Below are 23848 nucleotides of genomic sequence, written 5' to 3' on the forward strand. Positions count from 1 at the left end.
CTCCGGACCGGCGCGCGTCAGCGGGGATCTCAGCCGGGGTCGGCGGGGGACACGAAGCCGGACTCGTACGCGGCGATGACGGCCTGGGTGCGGTCGCGGGCGCCGAGCTTGGCCAGCACGTTGCCGACGTGGGTCTTGACCGTCTCCTGGCCGACGACCAGCTCGGCCGCGATCTCGCCGTTGGACAGCCCCCGGGCCATCAGCCGCAGCACGTCGCCCTCGCGGCCGGTCAGCCGGTCGACGCCCGGCACGGCCGTCACGGGCCGGCGGCCGGCCAGCGCCCGGATCGCCGCCGGGAACAGCAGCGAGTCCCCGGCGGCGACGAGCTTGACCGCCCGCACCAGCTCGTCGGGCCGGGTGCGCTTCAGCAGGAACCCGTCGGCCCCGGCGCGCAGCGCGTCGTAGATGTAGTCGTCGTTCTCGAACGTCGTGACGACGATCACCTTCGGCGGGGCGTCCAGCGACACCAGCCGGCGGGTGGCCTGGATGCCGTCGACGGCCGGCATCCGCACGTCCATGAGCACCACGTCGGGGCGCTCGCGACGCACCACGGGCAGGACCTCGGCGCCGTCGGCGGCCTCGCCGACCACCTCCAGTCCCGGCTCGGAGTCGAGGATGATCCGCAGGCCCGCGCGCACCAGGTCCTCGTCGTCGGCGATCACGACTCTCACCGTCATGGAGCAGACCGTAGCGGCAGCCGCGCGGACACCCGCCACCAGCCCTCCGGGGCGCCGCCGCAGGCGTCGGCCGGCCCCGCCTCCAGCTCGCCGCTCAGGAGCCGTACGCGCTCGCGCATGCCCGCCAGCCCCCGGCCCCCGCCCACCGCGGCTGCGGTCCCCCCGGACGACGCGGCGGTCCGGTTGGCCACCTCCAGGCGCAGGTCGCCGTCGCGTACGGCCACCGTCAGCCGTACCGGGCCGTGTCCGTGCCTGATGGCGTTGGTCAGGGCCTCCTGCACGATCCGGTACGCCTCCCTGGAGACCGGCGCGGGGACCGCGGACACGTCGCCCACCTCGCGCTCCACGGACGCTCCCGAGGCGGCGACGAGCGCGTCCAGGTCCTTCAGCGTCGCCCACTCCTCCCTGATGCGGGGGGCGGGCGCGCGGGCGGCGCGCGGCGGGTCGCCCGCGCGCAGGACGCCGAGCGCGTGGTCCAGGTCCTCCAGCGCGGCGCGCGCCGACCGCTCGATGGCCTCCAGCGCCGTCCGCGCCGTCCCCGGGTCGCGGTCGAGCACCCGTCCCGCGGCGGCGGCCTGCAGGGTCACCACGCTCAGGGCGTGGCCCACCGAGTCGTGCAGCTCGCGGGCCAGCCGGTTGCGCTCGGCCAGCACGCGGGCCCGCTCCTCGGCCGCCGCCAGCCGCTCGCCGGGGGTGGGGCCGAGCAGCACGGGCGCCAGCCGGGCCAGCAGCCCGCCCGCCCCCGCCGCCATCAGCACCAGCGCCACGAGCGCCACGACCCCGGCGAGCGTCCACGCGAGCACCTGCCAGCCGGGCCGTACCTCCTGGCCCAGGATCTCCACGGCCACCCCCCGCGACGGCGCGCCGACGACCGGCAGCGCGAGCGTGTACACCGTGAACGGCACGACCGCCAGCGTGAAACCGCTGACGACGCCCCCGACGGCCAGGTGCAGCGTGAACCACGCGGCGGTGCGGCGGCGCTCCTGCCACGACCGGCGAGCCTCCCGCGGCGGCGTCTCCACCCGCGCGCCGAGCAGCCCCTGCGCGGCGCTCACCTCCAGCCCCCGCACCGGCAGGAACAGCCCGGTGACCGCGACCACCGGCAGCACCGCGACGAACACGCCCACCTGCACCGGCATCAGCAGGCCGGCGCCCTCGCCGCGCACCAGCCCGGCCACGAGGGCCCCGGCCATCATGTACGGCATCAGCAGCGCCCCGCCGAGGATCAGGCAGGCCCAGCGCCGGGGGAGGTACTTTCTCACATCCGTGAGTATATGTCGACGATTATTCGCTGACGGAGTAATGCGCCCTGAGAGAAATGCGCCCCCAGCGAAAAGAGCGATGAATGGCGCGGGGCCGGGTCTAGCGTTTGGCAATAGTCCGAGAGAAAGGTGACCCATGACGGAGACCCCGCGCGCGCAATGGCCTGACCAGCTCAGCCAGCGCCTGCTGAAGGAACGCATCCTGGTTCTCGGCCAGGAGGTCGACGACGACATTTGCAATCGGCTGTGCGGCGAGATGCTTTTGCTGGCGGCCGAGGACCCGAAGCGCGACATAACTCTTTACATCAATTCGCCGGGCGGTTCCGTGCACGCCGGGATGGCCCTGTACGACATGATGCAGTTCGTGCCGTGCGACGTGGCGACGGTGGCGATGGGCTTCGCCGCCTCCATGGGGCAGTTCCTGCTGTGCGCCGGCACCAAGGGCAAGCGCTACGCCCTGCCCAACGCCCGCGTCGTCATGCACCAGCCGCTCGGCGGCATCGGCGGCTCGGCGAGTGACATCCAGATCCAGGCCGAGAACCTCCTCTACACCAAGCGCCGCATGGCCGAGCTGATCGCCCACCACACCGGCCAGCCGCTGGAGCGCATCCAGGCCGATTCCGACCGCGACCGCTGGTTCACCGCCAAGGAGGCTCTGGAGTACGGGTTCGTCGACCACATCGCCGAAGGGATGAACTGACATGAGCGGACGCTACGTGCTGCCCTCCTTCACCGAGCGCACCTCCTACGGCGTGCAGGAGACCAACCCGTACGCCAAGCTGTTCGAGGACCGGATCATCTTCCTCGGCACCCCGATCGACGACACCTCCGCCAACGACGTCATGGCGCAGCTGCTGACGCTGGAGTCGCTCGACCCCGACCGCGACATCAACCTCTACATCAACTCGCCGGGCGGGTCGTTCACCTCGATGGCGGCCATCTACGACACCATGCAGTTCGTCCGGCCGGAGATCCAGACGGTGTGCATCGGCGAGGCCGCCTCGGCGGCGGCGGTGCTGCTGGCGGCGGGCACGCCCGGCAAGCGGGCGGCGCTGCCGCACGCCCGGGTGCTGCTCCACCAGCCGTCCGCCGAGGGCGGGCGCGGGCAGGCGAGCGATCTGGAGATCCACGCCCGCGAGCTGCTGCGCATGCGCGACCAGCAGGAGGAGATCCTCGCCCGGCACACCGGCCGCCCGGTGCTGGACATCCGGCGTGACCTGGAGCGCGACCGCATCTTCACGGCCGAGCAGGCACGCACGTACGGGCTGGTGGACGACGTCTTCGCCTCCCGCAAACGCAACCTCGCCCCCGCCCGCTGACCCGCGCTCCCGGACGGGCACGGCCCGGGTGGAGAGCAGGGGGGCACTCTCCACCCGGGCAGGGCCGGGCCGGGCCGAGCTGGGCTGGGGCGAGCTGGGGCTGGTTACGGCAGGGCGGTGCGGGGGAAGGCGAAGACGGCCCGGCCGCAGCGCTGCGGGGTGGCCGTCTCGGTGGCGCACTGGTTCCTGGTCCACTCCGTGAGCGACCAGACCATGCCGGTGGCGTAGTTGTACGACAGCGACTCGGGATGCAGGGACCAGCACGCGCGTGGCGAGCTGTACGGGTTGGAGCAGGTGTGGGACCTGCCGGTGGAGGTGCTCAGGGCCCACAGCTGGCCCCGCTCCTCCCGCCGGCTGTGCGAGACGTACCAGGTGCCGTTCCAGGACAGGACGCCCTGCATGTTGCCCACCTGGGCGCGGTACGCCTGGGCGGCCGGGGTGTAGCCGCGGGAGTCGCCGCTGAGCAGGAAGTTCGCGCCACCCAGGTGGTAGCGGTAGAGGCGGCCGTGCAGGGCCGGGTCGCTGAAGTACTCCACGGCGGTCAGGCTGTCCGGGGTGGTGCCGCGGTCCAGCGAGATCGACGCGAAGCAGGGCACACCCGAGTCGGTGCTCATCGAGCAGGTGCCGCTGGCGTAGCTGTAGAAGCCGATCTCCGGCAGCACGTACTGGTAGCCGTAGGCCGCGTAACCCGAGGCGGTCCTGCCGATGGCCGAGCTCCCGTCGTTGACCTGGAGGATCTCGTTCATGCTGAAGACCCGGATGCCCGTCGAGTTGGCGCCGGTGGCGCTGACGTAGAGCTTGTCGCCGTACCACGCCATGCCGCCGATGTGCGCCTTGGCGGGGCCGAAGGTGTTGTTGGCGTAGCTGGTGGCGTTCGCGTTGGCGGTGCCGTCCGTGGGGGCGACCAGGTAGACCCAGCGGTACTTCGGCGCGGACGGGTTCGTGTAGTCGATGAACGCGACCCTGGCGTCGTTGTTGCGGGGGCTGCTGCCGCATTCGGCGGAGTTGCAGTGGTTCCAGCCGCCGAGAATGACCTGGTACGGCCCCCAGGCGCCGTCGTCGTCGGCGTCGCCGGAGGTGGTCACGCTCTGCGGGATCCAGGTCTCGGTGTCGGCGTCACCGGTGTCCCAGCACCAGCTCACCGTGGCGGCGGGCAGGATCGGCAGGCCCGCCGCCTCGGTGGTGTCACAGGCGCGCATGGGGTGGTTGACGCTGCCCATGACGTCGCCGAACCCCACCTGCGTCAGGCCGGCCTGCGCCTTGAGCGAGGCGAGGCCGGTCGTGGGGTGCCAGACGAGGCCGGCGCCGGGGACGGCGGCGAGCGGGGTTCCGTAGGCCGAGTCGTCCACCGGGCCGGCGTACGCGGCGGTGGCCGCGGCGAGCGGAGTGATCAGGAGCAGGAGAAGGGCGGCGAGTCTCGCGATCGACGTGGACAAGGGGGTGTCCTCTCCGTGGGGGGTGGGTGGAGCAGGAGCGGCGCGGGTCACCTCCTCGAACGTCGCAGGGACCGGGGGCTCAGAGGGGGGCCGTGAAGGTGTAGTCGCCGGAGGCCAGCTCGACGGCCAGCACGCCGCGCCACTCGCCGGCCACCCGCACGCCCTCGGCCGCCTCGACCGGCAGGCCGCCCTCGCGCACGGCCGCGGCGTCGGAGGTGGGGACGTGCAGGACGGCCGTCGCGCCCGGCGGCACCGACGCCTCGACGCGGACGCCACCGTCCTCGCGGTGCCAGCCGCAGGCCACGCGGCCGTACGGGGTCTCCTGGTGGGCCCGGGCCCAGCTCAGCCGCCCGCCGACGGTGGGCCGCAGCAGCAGCCGCCGGTAGGCGACCGAGCCGGAGTCCTGGTCGATGCCGGCGACCCGTCCGTACAGCCAGTCGCCCACGGAGCCGAGCGCGTAGTGGTTGAAGGAGTTCATGTTCGCCGACTGGAAGCCGCCCTCCTCGGTCCAGCCGTCCCAGCGCTCCCAGATGGTGGTGGCGCCGTGCCGGATCGAGTAGCACCAGGACGGGAACTCGTCCTGGTGCAGCAGCGCGTACGCCAGGTCGGCGTGGCCGTGCTCGGTCAGCACCGGGCACAGCAGCGACACCCCGAGGAAGCCGGTCGTCAGGTGCCGGCCGCGGGCCTCCACGTCGGCGGCCAGGTGGTCGGCCGCGGCCGGAACGAGATGGCCGGGCAGCAGGTCGAAGGCCAGCGCCAGCAGGTAGGCGGTCTGCGTGCCGCCGGCCACGCGCCCGTCCGGCTCGACGAACGCCTCGGCGAACACCTCCCGGATCGAGCGGTGCAGCTCGCCGTACGCGGCGGCGTCGTCCTTGCGGCCGAGGACGGCGGCGGCCTGCGCGGTGAGCTGGGCGGAGCGGGCGAAGTAGGCGGTGGCCAGCACCTCCCTGGGCGTCTCCACGCCGATCTGCAGCCAGTCGCCGTAGTGCTGCCCCACGCGGGAGCGCCAGATCAGGTCGGGGTTGTGCCGCCGGACGTGCTCCACCCAGGCCGTCATCGCGGGGTACGAGCGTTCGAGCACCCGTACGTCCCCGTACGCCTTGTACAGGTGCCACGGGATGATGACGCCCGCGTCGCCCCAGGCGGGGGCGCCCTCCTGGGTGACGCACACCTTCGGGGCCACGTCCGGGAACGCGCCGTCGGCGTCCTGCCCGCTGACCACGTCGCGCATCCAGCGGGCGAAGAACGCGGCCACGTCGGCGTTGCGGGCGGCCGTCGGCAGGAACACCTGGGCGTCGGCCAGCCAGCCGAGCCGCTCGTCGCGCTGCGGGCAGTCGGTCGGCACCGAGACGAAGTTGCCCCGCTGCCCCCACACGATGTTCGCCTGGAGCTGCGTCACCACCGGGTCCGAGCAGTGGAACTCGCCCGCCGCGGGCGTGTCGCTCATCAGCACCACGCCGGTCACGTCCCCGGCGCGCAGCGGGCCGGGCAGGCCGCTGACCTCCACGTAGCGGAACCCGTGGAAGGTGAAGCGCGGCTCGAACACCTCGACGGGCTCCCCGGCCGCCACGTAGTGGTCGGTGGCCTCCGCGGTGCGCAGATTGTCCAGGTACAGCTCGCCGTCGTCGAGCATCTCGGCGTGCCGCAGCCTGATCGCGGTGCCGCGGGGCAGGCCGCGCAGGGTCAGGCGGACCCGGCCCACCATGTTCTGGCCGAGGTCGGCGATGTGGCGGCCGTCGCCGCGCGGCGTGACCGACACGGCGGGCAGCTCCGCCACCGCGCGCACCGGCCGGTCGGTCGTGGCGGTCAGCGCCGACAGGTCGCGGTCGAGGACGACGGCGGGCGTCCAGCCCTGGTCGTCGTAGCGGGGCGTGTCCCAGCCGGTCAGCGCCAGGCGCGCGTCGAACCGCTCGCCCATGAGCAGGTCGCCGTACACGATCGGCCCCCGCCGGGTCCGCCAGGTGCCGTCGGTGGCGACGACGCGGCGCGAGCCGTCGGCGAAGTCCACCACGAGCTGGGCGAGCAGCTGCGGCGCCGTGCCGTAGTGCAGCGCCTGGTGGCGGGCGTCGAAGCCGACGTAGCCGCTCCACCAGCCGTCCGCCAGGATCGCGCCGAGGACGTTCTCGCCCTCGCGCAGCAGGTCCGTCACGTCGTGCACCTGGTACGGGACGCGCTCGCGGTAGTCGGTCCAGCCGGGGGCGAGCTCGTGGTCGCCGACCCGGTGGCCGTTCAGCGACAGCTCGTACAGGCCGCGGGCGCTCACGTACACCCGGGCCCGCACGGCGGCCGCGTCGAGCCGGAACGCGCGGCGCAGGTGCGGGGAGGGGCGCAGCGGCCGGGTCCGCTCCGTGCGGTCGTCGTCGGCCGGCGGGTCGACGATCGGGATGAGGGCGGGGTCCTCGCCGATCCAGGCGGCCGTCCAGTCGCCGGCGTGCAGCAGGCCCGTCTCGAACCAGGACGTCGCCTCGCCCGCCGGCGCGCCGGCCGCGTCCCACAGCGAGACCCGCCAGTGGTAGCGGGTGCCGGACTGCAGCGGCGGTCCGTCGTAGCGGACGTACGGGGTCTCGGGCGGCTCGACCAGGTCGGTGTCCCACAGCAGCCTGCCAGGCTCGTCGAGGTCCTCGGGCCGCGCGGCCACCCTCAGCCGGTAGGCCGCCGGGGTGTCGCCCCGCCGGTCCGAGGCGAGCCGCCACGACAGGCGGGGACGGGGCTCGTCCAGGCCGAGGGGTTCCTCCAGGAGTTCGCAGGTCAGGCCGTATGGGGTCAGGCTGGGCACGATCGTCCTTCCTCTGCCTGTTCGGGGAGTTCTTCGGTGGGTGTCGTACGGCCTGGGTGTCAGGCCTTCCCTCGGACCGGCGCGCCGGGTGACGGGCCGGCCGGCCGGGCCGCGGGCGCGGCCCGGCCGGACGCGTGGCCGGGACGAGGAGGCTGCGGAAGGAAGTCCGTCGCACCGAGGCCGCGGGTATGACCGGCTCGTGTCCGGGCTGTTAAGGAGCGGACACGAAGCATCATCCGAGGCGGTGCGGTCCCGCAGATAGCACTAAAGACATCAGACTTGGACAAAATTGACCTGATCTGTGCGGCTAGGGTGGCTGCGTGACGGGATCGCCGCTCAAGATGTCCCGCGGGTTGCTCTACTTCGACGACGGCTCGCCCGCCTACGCGAGCCGCTTCACGCACGAGGGCGAGGAGCCGGTCCACACGCACAGCTTCGTCGAGATCGCCGTCGTGGTCGCCGGAACCGCCGTCCACCACTCCCTGTCCGGACGCCAGGAGCTGCGGGCCGGCGACGTCGTGCTGCTGCGGCCCGGAGTGTGGCACGGCTACGAGCGGTGCGCCGGACTCGATCTGTACAACTGCTGCGTCGGCACCGAGCTGCTCCGCGGCGAGCTGGCCTGGACCCGCGAGGACGCCCGGCTCGGCTACCTGCTCTGGACCGGCCCGCACTCCCTCCAGCGCCGCGGCCTCCTGACGGCCCATCTGCGCGATCCTGAGCTGAGCGCCGGCGTCGGCTACCTGGAGCAGCTCGACCGGCTCCGCGAGCGGCGCATCCAGGACCACCGGGCCGACGTGATCGGCTGGCTGTCCCTCTTCCTCGGCCTGCTGTCCCGCACGGTCAGCGCCGGCCATGACGAGGTCGCCCCCGGCACGGCGCTGACCCATCCGACCGTCATGCGGGTGGTGCGGATGGTGGAGGCCGAGCTGGCCCGGGAGTGGACGCTGGGCGAGCTGGCCGGAAGCGTCGGACTCAGCCCGGCGTACCTGGTGCGCCTGTTCAGGACGGCCACGGGGCTGCCGCCGATGGCGTACCTGGGGCGGCTCCGGGTGGAGACGGCGGCCGACCTGCTGCTGCGCACGGACGAGCCGGTCACCTCGATCGCCCAGGCGGTGGGGTGGCCGGACCAGAGCTACTTCGCGCGGCGCTTCAAGGGCTACTACGGTCTGAGCGCCACCACCTACCGCACCCGCTTCCGCACCCACCTCCCCTGACCGCGACGACCACGAAGCGTGTCATCGGCGCTGCTCCTGCGGTTCGCCGGTGATCCAGTTCCAGTCGGCGATCGTGGCGCGCATCAGGCGGGCGGCGGTGGACAGGTGGCTGCCGGCGCCCCAGTACAGGGTGACCGCGCGCCGGCAGTCCGGGCTGTCGACGGGGACCCAGACGGCATGGACGCGCGTGGAGCTACTCAGGGCGAAGGCGGGGACGAGACCGACGCCGAGCCCCGCGCTGATCAGGGCCGCGATGGCGCTGAGCTCGTCGACCTCGCAGACGATCTTCGGGGTCAGGTCTCGTGCGGCGAAGAGCCGGTCCAGGAGCCGCCGCTGCCAGTGCCCCCTGCCGGCGCTGACGAAGGCCTGGCCGGCGAGCTCCTCGACCCTCACGGAGGCGCGGCCCGCCAGCGGATGGTCGAGCGGCATGGCCAGCCCCACCGGCTCGTCGAGCAGCTCCACCGACTCCAGGCCCTCCGCGGGGATCGGCTGCGAGGCGACACACAGATCGACGTCCTGGGAGCGCAGGCGGCGGGCCATGTCCTCGGCCGGCGCCCAGCGGAGCTCGACCTCGACGTCGGGGTGGGCGCGCTTGTAGGCCGCCAACGGCCCGGTGAGCGTGAGGAAGGTCTCCGAGGCCAGCCGCACGCTGCCCACCCCCTCGCTGGCGGCCTCGGCGACGGCTCGCCGCCCCGCGTCGAGCTCGCCCAGCGCGCGCTCGACGTGATCGCGGAAGAGCCGCCCCGTGTCGTTCAGCCGCAGCCGGCCGCTCCGGTCGAACAGCGGCGCGCCCAGCTCGCTCTCCAGGCGGGCGATGGTACGGCTCAGCGAGGGCTGGGCGACGCGCAGCTCCTCGGCCGCGCCGCTGAGGTGTTCCAGCCGCGCCACCACCAGGAACTGCCTGAGCGAGTTGAACTCCATCACGCCTCCAGATGTATAGCGCCGCAGCGATATCGATCTCAGAGAAGATAACTCGCCCGCCATGACGTCTGGATGTTCGCGGCGCGCCCCGGCCGGCCCGCCACGACGGTCAGGATGACCTGGGGCGCGGAGCCAGTGCCGCCTCGATACGGTCGTGAATCCCGGCCGCCTCCGCCGAGAGCGGCGGCCTCCGCACCGTGGGAAGACGGCCGACCTGTCGCAGCACCAGCATCGCGAACCGCTCGGCCTCGTGCTCCTCCGGCTCCGCGTATGTGGTCCGGCCGAGTACCGAGCGGACCATGGCCGGGTCCAGCGTCGGCAGCAGGATCCGCAGCAGGGTGTCGGGGGCGATCGGCGCCGACACGTGCTCGCACACCATGTGGCCCAGTTCGTGCAGGATGATGTGCTCCTGATGGGAGCGGCTCGTCCGCTGCTCGTAGCAGATGTAGTCGACCGTGTCGGTGGCCAGCCACATGCCGCTCGGGCCGTCCGCGGAGGTGTCGACGGGCCTGAGCTCGATATGGCGCCGTCGGACCCGCGCCACCTGGCGGGTGAACTCCACGATGTCGAACGGGTGCGGGATCTCGAGTCGCTCGACGATCTCTTCCAGGCGTTCGCCGCTCACGAACCTCCCCAGGGCGCGCATCGGCAGCTACACCAACATCATAGGCGCTCGCCTCGCCGGCGGGGCGCCCGCGATGCTTCAACCGAAGTTGAAGCACGCCGCCGTCTTCCTTTGCTTAGATTGACAGGGACGGCGGCGTCGCGGCATGGTGGCGCGTAACTGTGGTTTATTCATCTTCACTAATCCAGCAATGCAGGCAACACGGTCCGTGGCTCGTCCCCGTGGGAGGTCAGGCATTGGCAGGAGCGTCATCCGGAACGGCTGCGGGATCACCTGGCGGCGACATCAGCTTCGGCGTCCTGGGGCCCTGGGAGGTCCGGGTCGGCCAGAACCCGGTGGCGGTGCCCGTCGGCCAGCTACGGACGGTTCTCGCGTCGTTGCTGCTGTCGGTCGGCCAGTCGGTCTCGACGCCCACGCTCGCCGAGCGGCTCTGGCCGGGCGAGGGGCCGGGCTGGCCGCGCGGAGCGGTGCACACCTACGTCACCAGGCTGCGGCGGCTGATCGGGGCGGACCTCATCCAGACCGAGCCGGACGGCTACCAGCTCCAGATCGAGCCCGACGCGGTGGACCTGCACCGCTTCCGCGGCCTCGTGCGTCGCGCCGACGACGCCGGCTCCGCGGAGGAGGAGATGGCCCTGTTGCGCGAGTCGCTGCGGTTGTGGCGCGGGCAGCCCTTCGGCAACGCGAGCGGCCCCTGGCTGGAGAACGAGGTGATACCCCTCCTGACCGAGGAGTGGTTCGCCGCCACCGAGCGCAGGATCGACCTGGAGCTGGCCAGTGAGCCGCCGGGGCGTCTCGTCGCCGAGCTGTCGGAGCTGACCAGGCGTTACCCGAGCCGGGAGCCGCTGTGGACGCGCCTGATCACCGCTCTGCACCGCAGCGGCAGGCGTGCGGAGGCACTGAGCGCCTACCAGCGCGTACGCACGGTGCTGCGCGAGGAGCTCGGCCTGGACCCGAGCGAAGAGCTGGTCCAGCTGCACCAGACGGTGCTCAAGGGCGACACCGGCGACCACCCGGCCGGCACGGCCGCCCGGCGCCGGACACCGAGCCCCCGGCAGCTGCCCCACGGCATCGCGCGCTTCACCGGCCGGGAGGAGGAGCTGGCGGCACTGGACAGGCTGCCCTCAGGCGTGGCGGCGCCGGGCCGGAGCGGCGGAGGCACGAACGCCCCGATCATCGTGACCATCGACGGCGCTCCCGGGACGGGCAAGACGACGCTGGCCGCGCACTGGGCCCACCGGGTCGCCCATGACTACCCCGACGCCCAGCTCTACCTCGACCTGCGCGGCTACGGACCGAGCGAGCCGATGACCCCGGCCGCCGCGGCGGAGAGCCTCCTGCGCGGTCTCGGCGTGGAGAGCGACGCCATCCCCGTCGACGTGGACGAGCGCTGCGCGTTGCTGCGCACCGTCCTCGCCGACCGGCACGCGCTCATCCTGCTGGACAACGCCCGGAACGCCGACCAGGTGCGCCCGCTCCTGCCGGGCGCCGGCGGCCTGGTCATCGTGACCAGCCGCGACCAGTTACGGTCTCTGTCGATCCGTGACGGCGCGCACCGTGTCACGCTGGGCGCGATGCCCGAATCCCAGGCCGTCGAGCTGCTGGCGGCGGCGGTCGGCCCCGCCCGGGTCGCCCGCGAGCCCGCGGCGGCCTCCAGGCTGGCCGAGCTGTGCGACCATCTGCCCCTCGCGCTGGCCATCATCGCCGAACGCGCGCAGCGCGCCGCCACGCTCGCCGAGGTCGTCGACGGGCTGGCGGACGAGAAGGCCCGCCTCGACAACCTGGGAACCGGCGAGAACGATCCGAACATCGACCTGCGTGCCGTTCTGTCCTGGTCCTACGCGGCGCTCAGCCCGGCGGCGGCCGCCACGTTCCACGCGCTCGGCCTGCACCCCGCCAGCGACATCGCGCTGGAGACGGTCGAGGCGCTGGTCGACCTGCCGCCCGCCGAGGTGAAGCGGGGCCTGGACCAGCTCGTGGCGGCACATCTGCTCGAGCAGCGCCGCCCCTGCCGTTACCAGCTGCATGACCTGATCCGGCTGTACGCCGTCGATCAGGCACGGCTGCACATGCCGCGCGGCGAGCGGCAGGCAGCCGTGCGGCGATTCCTCGATCACTACCTCTTCACCGCCGTGAGCGCCGACCGGCATCTGGTGCCGTACCGCCGCCGCGACTTCATCGCGCCGATGCGGCCCCGCCGGCGTCCTCTGGCGTTCGCCGACGCCGACGAGGCGATGGCATGGCTGGAGCTGGAGTACGACTCCCTCCGGGCGGTGACGTCGTGGGCGGCCTCGAACGGGTGGGCCCACTACTCATGGCGCACGACCATGGCCATGACCAGCTTCTTCGACGCGCGCATCCCGTGGTCGGACGGCCTGGACAGCCTGAAGTCGGCGGTACGCGCGGCTCGGGCCGCGAGCGAGCCCGTCGGCGAGGCCTACACCCTCAACTCCGTGGGCTGCATCTACTCCGACAGAGGCGACGTCGATCTGGCGGAGAGACATTTCCGCGAAGCGCTCATCCATTTCGAGCGGAGCAAGAACCCGTACGGCGAGGCCATGGCGCTGTGCAATCTCGGCATGACATATGGCGAGGCCGGAGAATACGGAAAGGCCCAGCGGCTCCTGATGCGTGCGCTGGACCTGCACGAGCGGAACGAATATCCCCGTGGCATCGCCCTGGCCCTCGACAACCTGGGAATCGCGCGGACCGTGGCAGGCGACTACCGGAGCGCGGTCAAGGCGTTCCAGCAGGCGCACCGGATCAACCTGCGGCTCAGGGAGTACACCTCCGACGCGATGTGCCTGCGCAACCTGGGCCGCGCCTACGTCATGACGGGCGACACCAGGGCGGCCGTCCGCGCCTTCCGCCAGTCCGTCGACCTGTTCCGCCTTACGCGGAACCAGCGCTGGGAGGCGATCACCCTCGCCGATCTCGGCAACGCGCTCAACGAGGCCGGACACGACGTGCTGGCCCGCGGCATCCTGCGGACGGCGCTCGAACTGATGGGCGGGCTGGCGGACCCGCGGGCCCACCACATCGAGGCCGTTCTCGCGTCCACCGCGTGAGCGGACGTCATCGGCGCGGCCGGGCCTTTCCCAGGGAAATATCAGCGCCGACAGGTCGGTGACAGGCCGGAGAAAGGGTGTTCTCCGCGCGCCGGGGTTAGCCTTCCGTCGGAGCACATAGCCGCACGTTTCCTGGAGGTGAGCAGGGACCGGTTATTCACGGCTATAGGTCCTTCGATTTTCTCCCGAGAAAGGCTGGAAAGAAAAATGAGCGTTTCCCAGAAGCTCGACTTCGACCTCAAGAACCTGCCGATGGACGTTTTCGACCTCGCCGACAGCGGTCTCGCCATCGAGTCGCTGACCGCGGGCCACGGGATGGCGGAGAACGGCGCGTCCGTGCTCTGCCCGAGCGTCTGCAGCACCTCGACGTCGTCGACGAGCTCGAGCAGCAGCTGATTCCCGGCTGGGCCGCCGGCGTGGCGCCGGCGGCCCGGCTCCGGCGCTTCCGGAGGACATGGTGATCTTAACGAGCGGCGCCCACGTGGAGTCGTCTGTCGTGGTGCGGGTCGCGGGTGTGCCGGTGGCGGCGTTGTCGCGACTGCGCCTGGACAGCGCGTACGGCCGGGCGGAAGGGCTGGCCCGGCTGGCGGCCACGTTACGGCGCGACGGTGAGGCGTTGTCGGAGGCACTGTATCCCCTGATCGGAGCGCTGGACGCCGGTACGGCCAAGCCGGCTCTGGTCGGCTTGCGCAGGGCGCTGCACCAGCGACGACTGCCCCGCGACACCGAATGGAACGCGCGGGTCGCCGCGCTCGTCCCCGCCGAGATCGGCGACGCGATCGAATCCTGGATCGTCACCAGGCGCCGGCTCGATGACGGGCGACGCGCGCTCGACGACGTGTTCGCCTCCGAGCTGCGGGAGAAGGAGCTCGTCCTGCGTGAGGTGGCCGGTCATCCGGGCTTCCGCCGGGCCTTGTCCCAGGCCAGCCCGGCCCTGTTCGGCGAGCTGGCCAAGTGGCTGGCGGACGCGCGGCGGCGACCGCGCAGGCAGTCACTGGCGCGGCTGGCGAAGTACCTGGCGAGAGCGGCCGCCAAGACGAGCCCCTACGGCACCTTCATGGCGAGTGGCACCGGGACGTGGGCGGACGGTGCAGGGGGTGAATCACCCGTACGGTTCGCTCCCGCGGAGATCCAGGGAGTGCTGGAGATCCACACCTTCCTGCTGCAGCGGATCGGCGAAACGCTGACCCGCGATCCACGCCTGGCCCGGCACCTGGCCCTGCGGGTCAACCCGAGCGCGACCCGCCGGGACGCGACCATCAGCTTCCTCGGGCGCTCCGCCGAGGAGCCCATCGTGACCCTGCCGGCCACCGCCGCGGTCGAGGCATGCCTGAGCCTGGCGGCGGGCCGCCCGGGATCCACGCTTGCCGAGCTCCGCTCCGGCCTGGCGGGCGGCGCCGCCGACGAGTCCCCGGTCGAGGCGTTCCTCCAGGCGTTGGTGCGGGCCGGACTCCTGGAGGAGCAGCACCCTGTCGCCGACCAGTCGACCGATCCGCTGGGCGACCTGGCCGCGTGGGTCGAGGACCACGGGGAAGCCGCGTTCGCGGACGTCGTCCAGGCGTTGCGGCGCGTACGCCGGCAGGCGCGGCTGCCCGTGGCCGTGGACGACGTCGAGGGGCACTGGAAACGGCAGTACGAGCTGGAGGCCGCGCTCACCGACCTGGCGCAACCGCTCGGTTTCGAGCCAGCGGCGCTCGACGGGCAGGGCCGGCACACCTTCCGCGAGAACGCCGTCTTCACGGGTCCGGTGGCGGAGGTCGGGTCGGCGGCGTGGCGTCCGGCGCTCGAGGACCTGGACGTGGTGCGGCGCTGGCTGGGCGCCTTCGACCTGACGCTGCCGTTCCGTATCGCCCTCGGCGCCTACTTCTCCGAGCGCTTCGGCCCGGGTGCCCGCGTTCCCCTCCTCGTCCTGCACCGGGCGCTCCAGGAGGTGCTCGCGCAGGACGCCGAATCCGCCGAGCTGAGCGATGCGGCGCGTGAGGTCGCCCGGCTGATGGGCCCGTCCCTGGGGGCGGGCGGCGCCCTGTCCGAGAGCCGGCTGCCGCGGCTGCGGGAGCTGGCCGCGATCCAGCGGGAGGCACGGCAGGCGGTGCTCGCCCAGCCGGAGAGGGACGGCGTGGTGAGCGTCCCGGCGGAGGTGATCAGGAAGCTGACGGAGGACTGGCCGTCGTGGGTGGTGCCGCCGCGCTCCCTGGCCTGCTATGTGCAGGTCGTCCCCGGTCACGGCGGGCTCGGGCTGGTGCTCAACGCGGCGCACACCGGTTACGGCCGTGGACGGAGCAGGGTGCTGGCCCTGATGGCGGAGGCCACGGGCGAGAGCCCGGCCACGGAGCGCCGGCCGAGTGCCCGGGTGCTCGCCGAACTGGGCGGGGTGGCGGCCTCGGCGTTGAACAGACGGGTGCCGCACGTGGCGTACGAGATCGACTATCCGTTCGCGGTCAGCAGCCGTCCCGTGGAGGAGCGCATCCCTCTGGGAGACCTCGGGATGGTCCTCGATCCACGCAGCGGCCTGCTCACGGTGGTCTCGGAGCGGCTGGGCGCCGAACTCTCCGCCCTGCATCTGGGCATGATGTCCGACCTGCTGCTCCCACCGGCGGCTCGCCTGCTGATCCAGGTCTCGGGAGAGACGCACTACGTGCATCCCAGCATTCCGTTGCTGGCGGATCCGACCGATCTCGACCTCCCCGTGTCGCCGGTGGCCTATCCCCGGGTGGAGATCGGCGGCGTGGTGATCCAGCGTGCCCGCCGGATCGTGCCGAAGGAGATGCTTCCGGAACGCGCCAAGGGCGAGGACGACGCCGCCTATCTGCTGCGCCTGGTGTCGTGGCTGCACGAGCACGACATCCCGGTGCGGTCCTTCGTCCGGTTCGCACGTCCGGACGAGGGCGGGGGGACGGGGGACTGGACGCAGTGGATCTTCGACAAGTCCCGCAAGCCCGTCTACGTCGACTTCGCCAACTGGTTCCTGGTCACGGCCTTCGAGAAGATGCTGCGGAGTTCGGGGCCGATGGTGATCTTCGACGAGGTGCTGCCCGACTTCGAGGACGCGCTGGGGCCGGACCCCGAGGACCCCAGCGTCACCGAATTTCTCATCGAGATCTCTGACCAGGACGGCCGCAATGCATGAATCAGACTGGGTCAGCGCCCACGTCTTCTATCACGAGAACCTGGACGCGCTGCTGATGGACGCGGCCGGTCCGCTGATCGCCGAGCTCGCCGGGCGCGGGCTCGCGGAGGACGCGTTCTTCCTGCGGTACTGGGACGGGGGGCCGCATCTGCGCTTCCGTGCGCTGCCCACCGACCCCGCGCACCGGGCCGAGGTGGAACGGGTCATCACGGAAAGGTTCGAGAAGTATCTCGCCGAGAACCCGGCGGGCCGTTCCATGAGCCGGCAAGACTATGCCGCCGTGGGCGAAGCCCTGGCCCGGTGGGAGGGACTTCCCGGCCATACGGCGCAGCTCGCCCCGAACAATTCCGTGGCGTTCATCCCGTACCGGCGTGAGCACGACCGCTACGGCACCGGGGCCTCAATGGAGGCGGTGGAGCGGCACTTCACGGAGTCCAGCCGCATCGCCCTCGGCCTCCTGGGCGCCGGCCTGCGGCCGGAGGACCGCACCACCGCGGGGACCGCGATGATCCTGCTCACCTGGTTCTGCGGTGAGCAGGATGCGGCCCGGCTCGCTCCGTGGGTCAGGGTCGACCGGGACCGGCCCGGCGACGTGACCGGGACCGGCCTCGCGGGAGCGACCGCGCAACCGACGGAGCACCACCGTGATCGCGTCGTCGGCCTCGCTCGCGCGATGAGAGAGCTCGCCAGGCACCTGGAGCAGGTCTCCGGGCCGGGCTCCCTGGCCGATTGGGCCCGATCGGTGTCCACGCTCCGTGAGGCGCTGGCCGCCGAGGCCGCCGCCGGCCGGTTCGAGCCACCGCCCCGAGGCTGGGAAGGGGAGGGCGCGGTCAAGGTTCGGCAGGTCCTCACCGTTCTCGACATCTGCGCTCACCTGGTCTGCAACCGGCTGGGCGTGACCGTGCAGGAAGAGGGGGCCGTCCGGCTGCTGTGCGCGGACGCGGTGGCCGTGCTCGCGGAGGAGGGGAGATAGGCCGTGCACTGGAACAGCATTCACGTCCGCTACTACGACCACGACAAGGACCCGTTGATCCTGCACGGAGTGCGCCCGCTGTTCCGTGAGCTGGCAGGGCGGGTGGACAAGCTCTTCTACACCCGGCACTGGCGGCAGGGACCCCATCTGCGGCTCAATTTCCGCACCGACCACGACACCTTCACCCAGGTGGTGTGGCCGGCCGCGGAGAAGATCATCGGCGGCTGCCTGGCCGAGCGCCCGTCAACGCTGCCGCTTGACCCCGGGCAGGAGCTCTCCTCGCATCAGCGGCTGGCCGAGCTGGAGCGGGAGACCGGCCCCCTGACGCCGTGGTTCCCCGACAACACCCTCCGCGTCGCCGAGTACGACGACCGGGAAGAGGTCCTGGGCGGGCCGCACATGGCGGAGCTCGTCGCGGATTTCTACGCCGACACCACCGGCCTCGCCTTCGCGATGACCGAGGCCGGTGGCGGCGCGCGACGGCGGCAACTGGCGTTCAAGCTGATGGTGGCGACGGCGCACCGCCTGTCGGGCACCGACATCTCACAGGGATACTTCACCTTCAGGTCCCACGCCGAGGCGTTCCTGTCGACCTTCCCGGAAGCGCGCGGGATGAGGCCGTTGTGGGACGGCTACTACCGCGAACACCGCCGGACCCTCCTCGCCCAGCTGCGGGCGGTGCTCGGCGGCGACGACGGGGACGCCTCGCTGCTGTCGGACTGGGTGGCCGCGCTCATCCCGTACCAACGGCGGGGGGCGCGGCTCCTCGAACAGGGCGCGTTCGTCGTGCCGACCGTCAGCGCCGAGGAGGAGTCGAAGCTGGCCGAGTCGAGTCCCTTTCATCGCGCGGGCTACGCCGATCCTGTGTGGGCGCAGATCCGGGACGCGCCCGAGTTCCTCCTGTACCGGTTGATGCTCAACCTCACCTATCTGCACCTGACCCGGCTCGGCCTCGTCCCCGTCGAGCGCTTCCTCCTGTGTCACCTGCTCGCCGACACCGTGGAGACGTACCTGGCGACACCGGCGCGGCAAGGACGTGCGTCATGACCGGCGAGGCTCCGGCGTACGAGGAGCATCTGCGGCTGCGGCCGGGGGTCTACAGCGCGACGGGCGCGAACGGCGGGCTGCACCTGTTCCGTCATGATCTGTGGCGGAGGGTGGAATCGTTCGGGCCGGTGGGCGCGGGCGGTCGTGCCGTACTGCGTCGCCTGGCCGAGGGGCCGTGCCCGCCGTCGGAGCTGACGGCGATCGGTGAGTCCGACCCGGGATTCCTCGCGGCCCTGCGGAGCGGGGGATGGGTGACGACCACGCTGAGCCGTCTCGGCAGGCCGTTGTACACGGTGCAGCCCGTCCGGGCGCCCGCCCCAGACGTGGAGCAGGACCTCGACCACGAGGTGAAGCTGTCCGGTTTCGCGGTGTTCCGGCGTGAGGGGGAGGACATCCTCGCCGAGGCTCCGGCCTCGTGGGCACAGGTGCTGATCCATGACCCGGAAGTCGCGGCCATGCTCACGGAGATGGCGCGGCCGCTCTCGGCCGCCACGTTGAAGGGCCCGCTGCCCGAAGAGCTGATCGCCAGGCTGCTGCGGGATCTGAGCTGGACCGGCATCGCGATCCCCGCCGGGAGCGACGCGGAGTCGCAGTGGCGCCTGCGCCAGTGGCGCCCGCACGACCTGTGGTTCCACTCGCGCAGCCGCAACGGGAACGGAGGCTACTTCGACGCCGGATTCGGCCGGACGAAATGGGGGCAAGGGCAGTTCCCTCCGCTCCCCGCGCGCCGGGAACCCTATCCGGGACCCGCGGTCGACCTGCGGGTACCGGACCTGGAGGAGATCCGCGCGCGCGACCTCCGCCTGACCGACGCCATCGAGGAGCGGCGCTCGATCCGCGAGCACGACGACGACCGCCCGATCACGGCCGACCAGCTCGCGGAGCTGCTCTACCGATGTGCCCGGGTACGCCGGGTCAACGTGTGGGAGGGCGTGGAGTACGTCGACACGCCCCGTCCCGCCGGTGGCGGGGTCGACGAGCTGGAGTTGTACCCGGTCGTCCGGAATGTCGCGGGCCTGGCGCCGGGCATGTACCACTACGACGCGCACGAGCACAGGCTGCGCCTGGTCTGCGAGCCCGGCCCCGCGGTCGGGCGGCTGCTCGCGACCGCGGGCCGGGCGGCGGCCACCACCACGTGGCCCCAGGTCCTGATCGTGGTGTCGGCCAGGTTCGGGCGGGTGATGTGGACGTACGAGGAGATGCCGTACGCCCTCATCCTCAAGCATGTCGGGGTGCTCTTCCAGAGCATGTACCTGGTCGCGACCGCCATGGGACTGGCCGCCTCCGGTCTTGGCGGAGGTGACGCGCCGGCCTTCAACGAGGCCACGGGAGCCGATCCGGCGATCGAGGCCAGCGTGGGCGAGTTCATGCTCGGGAGCCGGCCGAGCCCGCCCGCCGACGAGGAACAGGAGTAGACGAACGTGGGCCTGCTGCTACGCCCCGATGCGTTCCATGCCCCGGACTCCGCAGGGATGTACCTGCTCACGTACCGGGGAGCCAGTCATCTGAAAGGCCGGTCCGCCGGGCCGCTGATGGACCTGCTGAAGCCCTACCTCGACGGACGGCACACGCTGGCCGAGCTGACGGAGGAGCTGCCGCCCGAGCGCCGGGCCGCCGTGGAGAGCCTGCTCACCGCGCTGCTGGAGCGGGACGTCGTGAGAGACGTCGGCACCGCGGAGCAGGAGGCAGACCTGGAATATCCGGAATATCCGCAATATCGCCATGAGGTGGCTTTTATCGCGCATTTCCGAGACTCGCCTATCACGATATTTCGGGCGTATCGGGATAAAGTGATGCTCGTTCTGGGGTCGGGGGACTTGGTGCCGTGGGTGGCACGTGCCGCCCTGCGCACGGGATCGCGCCTGGTGAAGATGGCCGCCCCGGAGCCTCAGGACGTCGCATGGGTCGAGCGCGGGCGGCGTACCCCCGACCAGAGGGTCGAGCGGCACCGGCTCGCCGACTTCAGCGAGGAGGGGCTGCTGCCCCTGCTCGAGAGCGCGGACCTCGTTCTGCACGTCTCCGGCGGCGCGGCTCATGAGCCGCTGCTCGACAGGCTCTGCTCGGAGCGCGGGATCCCCCTGGCTCAGGCGGTCGTGCTGGACGGCGAGGTCTGGCTCGGCCCCGAGGACCTCGGCACGCGATCGGCGGCGAGCTGGACGGCGGGCCGGCGCCGGGTGAGGGCCCGGCCCGCGCAGCGCTCGCCCGTCCCCGTCGATCAGGCGCAGGCCGCCGCCGTCGCCGGTGTCCTGGTCCACCTGGCCTTCCGGACCGTCACCGGCCTGCTGGACGACCACCATGCCCGGCTGACCAGGATCGACCTTTCCACGCTGCGCCGTACGTCACACGCTTTCGTCCCGCACCCCTACCTCCGGCCGGCGGAACCCCCGCTCCCCGGTTCCGCCGGCCAGGCCGGCGACGTTCTCGGCCGGGAGGCGTTCTCCCGGCGGGCGGTGGTGTGCGCCGACGATCTCCTGGGCGTGTTCGGGGAGCCGACCGAGCGCGACTACGCGCAGATCCCCCTGCACGTCAGCGAGGTGGAGGTACCCGACCCGGCCGGACTGCTCAATGGCGCCGTCTCCAGGGTCGTCGGAACGGGTCTCGACTTCGAGTCCGCGCGCCACCAGGCCGCCCTGAAGGCGTTCGCGGTCTACGCCTCGCTCATGGTGGATCCGCGCCGGCTGCTCTCGGCCGACGGCCGCGCTCCGCTGGCCTCGCCGGAGTCCGACCCCGACTCCCTGCTCGCGGACCTGCGAGCCGGGAGGATCAGCGGGCTCGTCCTCGGCCGCCGGCTCACCGACGGCGGAACGCGAGCCGTCGCCGCGGACGTCGCCTTCCCCGCGCTGTCCGGCACGGGCCGGGCCACCACGGGAGTCCCCATGGGAATCCATACGGGAATCGCCGCGGGATACAGCTGGCAGGAGGCCGTCGACGTCGCGCTGGCCGAGCAGGCGGGACGGGTGGCGCTCGCCGATCTGGAGCACCGGACGACGCCGGTGCCCCGCTTCGACCTGGACACCGGGTCGCTTCCACCGCGCGGCGAACGGTACAGGTCCATGCTCCGGGCCACGGGTGAGGCGGTCACGTGCTACGACCTCACCGGGCCGTCGGGGATTCCGGCCGCCATGACCTACCTGGGTGACACGCCTGTCGGGTACGCCGCCGGCTCGTCGGCGGCCGACGCCGTGACCGGCGCGCTCGAACAGGCCCTCCTCCATTACCAGGCGCGGCAGAACGACCAGCCCGCCTACGCGCCGCCCGCCCCGCCGGGAATACCGCCCGGGCTGCGCGGTCCGGTGGCCCGGGCCTTGCCCGACTCCTTCCGCACCGACTCGGCGAGCCTGGTGTCCGCGCTGGCCGGACGCGGTCTCTCGCCGGTGGCGGTACCCCTCGACCACGATCGTGAGGTTCATTCGATCATGCCGTACACCGTCCGCGTGGTGCTGACCCATGCATGAGATCGCCGTCCTCGGTGAAGGGCTGCTCGCGGAGAGCATCGTCGCGGCGCTGTCCGGCAGCGGATCCTCCGTCTCGCCGCTCCTGACCTCCGGTGCCGTCGCGGCCGTCGTGGCCCATGACCGCTGGGACCTCTCCGGCTACGCCGAGGTCAGGGCCTCCGCCGAGGAGGCGGGCGTGCCCTGGCTGCCCGTACGCGCCGAACTGGGCCGGGTCGTCATCGGCCCGCTGGAGGAGCCCGGGCTTCCCGGTTGCGTGGACTGCGGCGAGTTCCGGCGGAGACTGGCCCGTCTCCAGCCCGACGGGCACGAGACGGTGTGGCGGGAGCACGGGGCCACCCTGTCCGCGCTGCCGTCGGCCTGGCTCACCGGGTTGGCGGCCGACCTCGCCGCCACCCTGGTCACCGTGGAGATCGCCCGGCTCGTCAACGGGGAAACCCCGCGCACGAGATCCGCCTTCCTCTACGTGGACCTGGAGACGCTGGCCGTCGAGCCGCACCCGTTCCTGCCCGACCCGCTCTGTGACGTCTGCGGGAGGCTGCCGCCCGACGACCGCTCGCGGGCGGGCATCTCCCTCCGGTCCCGCCCCAAACCGGCCCCGGACGTCTACCGCCTCCGCTCGATGATCGGCGAGGTGGATCCGCTCAAGGCCAGGTACGTCGACGCCGAGAGCGGTCTCATCCGATCCGTCCTCAAAAGCACCGAGGGCGGCATCGTCGTCGCCGCGGCGCCCATGGGTCTGCGCCAGGGGTCGACCGAGTACGGCTTCGGCCGTACCCGCAACTACCAGGGCAGCCAGGTCACCGCCATGCTGGAGACGCTGGAACGGCACGGCGGTATGGAGCCCGGGGGAAAGCGCACCACGGTGTCGGCCAGTTACGCCGAGGTCCGCCGCGACGCGATCGACCCCCGGTCACTCGGTCTCTATCCGGCGGAGCGGCATCGGCTCCCCGGCTTCCCGTACCGCCCGTTCGACGAGGAGCAGGTGTGCCGCTGGGTCTGGGGATACTCCTTCGCCCGCAGCGCTCCTGTGCTGGTGCCCGAGACCTACGCCTACTACCGGGCCCGCCACCATGACGCCGCCCGGCCGCCGTTCGTCCAGGAGGTCTCCAACGGCTGCGCCCTGGGCGGCAGCCTCGAGGAGGCCGTCTTCCACGGGATCCTCGAAGTGGCCGAGCGCGACGCCTTCATGATGACGTGGTACGCGCGCATGCCGGTCCCGCGCATCGAGGTGACCTCCGCCCGAGACTCGATGATCCCGCTGATCATCGAAGCCATCGAGGCCGAGACCGGCGACCAGGTGATGCTCTTCGACACCACCCTCGAACAGGGCATCCCCTGCGTCTGGGCGATGGCCGTCGATCCAGGCGACGACGAGAAACGCCCGAAGGCCGCGTGCTCGGCGGGCGCGCACCCCGTCCCGGAGCGCGCGATCGAGAACGCGCTCAACGAGCTCGGCCCCCTCCTCGCCGACCTCGTCAAGCGCTATCCCGACCACATGGACGAGGCCGGCCGGATGGTGGACGACTCGTCGCTGGTGAAGGAGATGGAGGATCATCGCCTGTTGTACGGCGACCACAGGACGTACGACCGGCTGCGGTTCCTGGTCGAGACGCCACGGCGGCGGCACATCGACGACCTTCCGGCGCCGGCGCGACTGCGCAACGCCGATCTGCGGGACGACCTGATCGAGCTGGTCGACCGCTACCTCGTCACCGGTGCCGACGTCATCGTGGTGGATCAGACGACCCCCGAGCACGAGGTGTCCGGCCTGGCCTGCGTGAAGGTCGTCATCCCCGGCACCCTGCCGGTCACCTTCGGCCACGACTACCGGCGGGTCGACGGTCTGCCGAGGCTGTACGAGGTGCCGTACCGGCTCGGATACCGGGATCGGCCCCTGGAGCCGCACGACGTCAACCCGTACCCGCACGCCTTCCCCTAGAAGGGCCGG

At 72.1% G+C, this 23848-nt stretch carries 17 protein-coding genes; 11 read left to right on the top strand and 6 right to left on the bottom strand.

Translation table 11 applies throughout. The features are described from left to right. Window positions 1-29: 29 nt before the first annotated feature. Both ACIBG4_RS19165 and ACIBG4_RS19170 read right to left on the bottom strand, forming a co-directional pair. Window positions 30-677, bottom strand: coding sequence for a response regulator (locus ACIBG4_RS19165; protein ID WP_397202881.1), 648 nt, complete (start codon window positions 675-677; stop codon window positions 30-32). Beyond that, the gene (locus ACIBG4_RS19170; protein WP_397202882.1) at window positions 674-1939 is read right to left on the bottom strand and encodes a histidine kinase; all 1266 of its coding nucleotides are present in this window, start codon (window positions 1937-1939) and stop codon (window positions 674-676) included. The genes ACIBG4_RS19165 and ACIBG4_RS19170 overlap by 4 nt, the downstream gene beginning before the upstream one ends. Before the next feature lie 136 nt (window positions 1940-2075). Between ACIBG4_RS19170 and ACIBG4_RS19175 the strand changes: the two genes are divergently transcribed. Together ACIBG4_RS19175 and ACIBG4_RS19180 are read left to right on the top strand one after the other, a co-directional pair. After that, entirely contained in the window at window positions 2076-2639 is a 564-nt protein-coding gene (locus ACIBG4_RS19175) for an ATP-dependent Clp protease proteolytic subunit (protein WP_310709119.1), read from the top strand. A gap of 1 nt (window position 2640) precedes the next feature. Continuing rightward, the gene (locus ACIBG4_RS19180) at window positions 2641-3258 is read left to right on the top strand and encodes an ATP-dependent Clp protease proteolytic subunit (RefSeq protein ID WP_310709120.1); all 618 of its coding nucleotides are present in this window, start codon (window positions 2641-2643) and stop codon (window positions 3256-3258) included. Between the two features lie 104 nt (window positions 3259-3362). Here the strand turns inward: ACIBG4_RS19180 and ACIBG4_RS19185 are convergent, their stop codons facing one another. Both ACIBG4_RS19185 and ACIBG4_RS19190 read right to left on the bottom strand, forming a co-directional pair. Next, window positions 3363-4694, bottom strand: a complete 1332-nt coding sequence (locus ACIBG4_RS19185) for a hypothetical protein (RefSeq protein ID WP_397202883.1) — start codon at window positions 4692-4694, stop codon at window positions 3363-3365. 79 nt (window positions 4695-4773) lie between these two features. After that, window positions 4774-7470 (bottom strand): family 78 glycoside hydrolase catalytic domain, encoded by a 2697-nt coding sequence (locus ACIBG4_RS19190; protein ID WP_397202884.1) that lies wholly within the window; start codon window positions 7468-7470, stop codon window positions 4774-4776. A gap of 320 nt (window positions 7471-7790) precedes the next feature. On the opposite strand from ACIBG4_RS19190, the gene ACIBG4_RS19195 reads away from it, so the two are divergent. Then, complete coding sequence (locus ACIBG4_RS19195; protein ID WP_397202885.1) at window positions 7791-8684, top strand: AraC family transcriptional regulator; 894 nt, start codon at window positions 7791-7793, stop codon at window positions 8682-8684. Window positions 8685-8705: 21 nt separating this feature from the next. Here ACIBG4_RS19195 and ACIBG4_RS19200 read toward each other — a convergent pair whose 3' ends face one another. Further along, entirely contained in the window at window positions 8706-9605 is a 900-nt protein-coding gene (locus ACIBG4_RS19200) for a LysR family transcriptional regulator (protein WP_397202886.1), read from the bottom strand. 109 nt (window positions 9606-9714) lie between these two features. After that, window positions 9715-10230 (bottom strand): hypothetical protein, encoded by a 516-nt coding sequence (locus ACIBG4_RS19205; RefSeq protein ID WP_397202887.1) that lies wholly within the window; start codon window positions 10228-10230, stop codon window positions 9715-9717. 236 nt (window positions 10231-10466) lie between these two features. Here ACIBG4_RS19205 and ACIBG4_RS19210 point away from each other — a divergent pair, with 236 nt between their 5' ends. The 8 genes from ACIBG4_RS19210 to ACIBG4_RS19245 all read left to right on the top strand — a co-directional run bounded on the left by ACIBG4_RS19210 (window position 10467) and on the right by ACIBG4_RS19245 (window position 23839). Next, a complete protein-coding gene (locus tag ACIBG4_RS19210) occupies window positions 10467-13298 on the top strand; it encodes a BTAD domain-containing putative transcriptional regulator (RefSeq protein ID WP_397202888.1) in 2832 nt (943 codons plus the stop codon). Between the two features lie 207 nt (window positions 13299-13505). Continuing rightward, window positions 13506-13694, top strand: coding sequence for a thiomuracin/GE37468 family thiazolyl RiPP peptide (locus ACIBG4_RS19215; protein ID WP_355448036.1), 189 nt, complete (start codon window positions 13506-13508; stop codon window positions 13692-13694). Between the two features lie 58 nt (window positions 13695-13752). After that, a complete protein-coding gene (locus ACIBG4_RS19220) occupies window positions 13753-16425 on the top strand; it encodes a lantibiotic dehydratase (RefSeq protein WP_397202889.1) in 2673 nt (890 codons plus the stop codon). Next, window positions 16418-17398, top strand: a complete 981-nt coding sequence (locus ACIBG4_RS19225; RefSeq protein ID WP_397202890.1) for a lantibiotic dehydratase C-terminal domain-containing protein — start codon at window positions 16418-16420, stop codon at window positions 17396-17398. Before ACIBG4_RS19220 ends, ACIBG4_RS19225 begins: the two co-directional genes overlap by 8 nt. 3 nt (window positions 17399-17401) lie before the next feature. Continuing rightward, window positions 17402-18445 carry a thiopeptide maturation pyridine synthase gene (locus ACIBG4_RS19230; RefSeq protein ID WP_397202891.1) on the top strand — a complete coding sequence of 348 codons (1044 nt, stop codon included), beginning with the start codon at window positions 17402-17404 and terminating at the stop codon, window positions 18443-18445. After that, window positions 18442-19860, top strand: a complete 1419-nt coding sequence (locus ACIBG4_RS19235) for a SagB family peptide dehydrogenase (protein ID WP_397202892.1) — start codon at window positions 18442-18444, stop codon at window positions 19858-19860. The genes ACIBG4_RS19230 and ACIBG4_RS19235 overlap by 4 nt, the downstream gene beginning before the upstream one ends. A gap of 6 nt (window positions 19861-19866) precedes the next feature. Beyond that, window positions 19867-21900, top strand: a complete 2034-nt coding sequence (locus ACIBG4_RS19240; RefSeq protein WP_397202893.1) for a YcaO-like family protein — start codon at window positions 19867-19869, stop codon at window positions 21898-21900. Continuing rightward, entirely contained in the window at window positions 21893-23839 is a 1947-nt protein-coding gene (locus ACIBG4_RS19245) for a TOMM precursor leader peptide-binding protein (protein ID WP_397202894.1), read from the top strand. The genes ACIBG4_RS19240 and ACIBG4_RS19245 overlap by 8 nt, the downstream gene beginning before the upstream one ends. Window positions 23840-23848 lie beyond the last annotated feature (9 nt).

The organism is Nonomuraea sp. NPDC050383, from assembly GCF_044459125.1.
Classification (GTDB): Bacteria; Actinomycetota; Actinomycetes; order Streptosporangiales; family Streptosporangiaceae; genus Nonomuraea.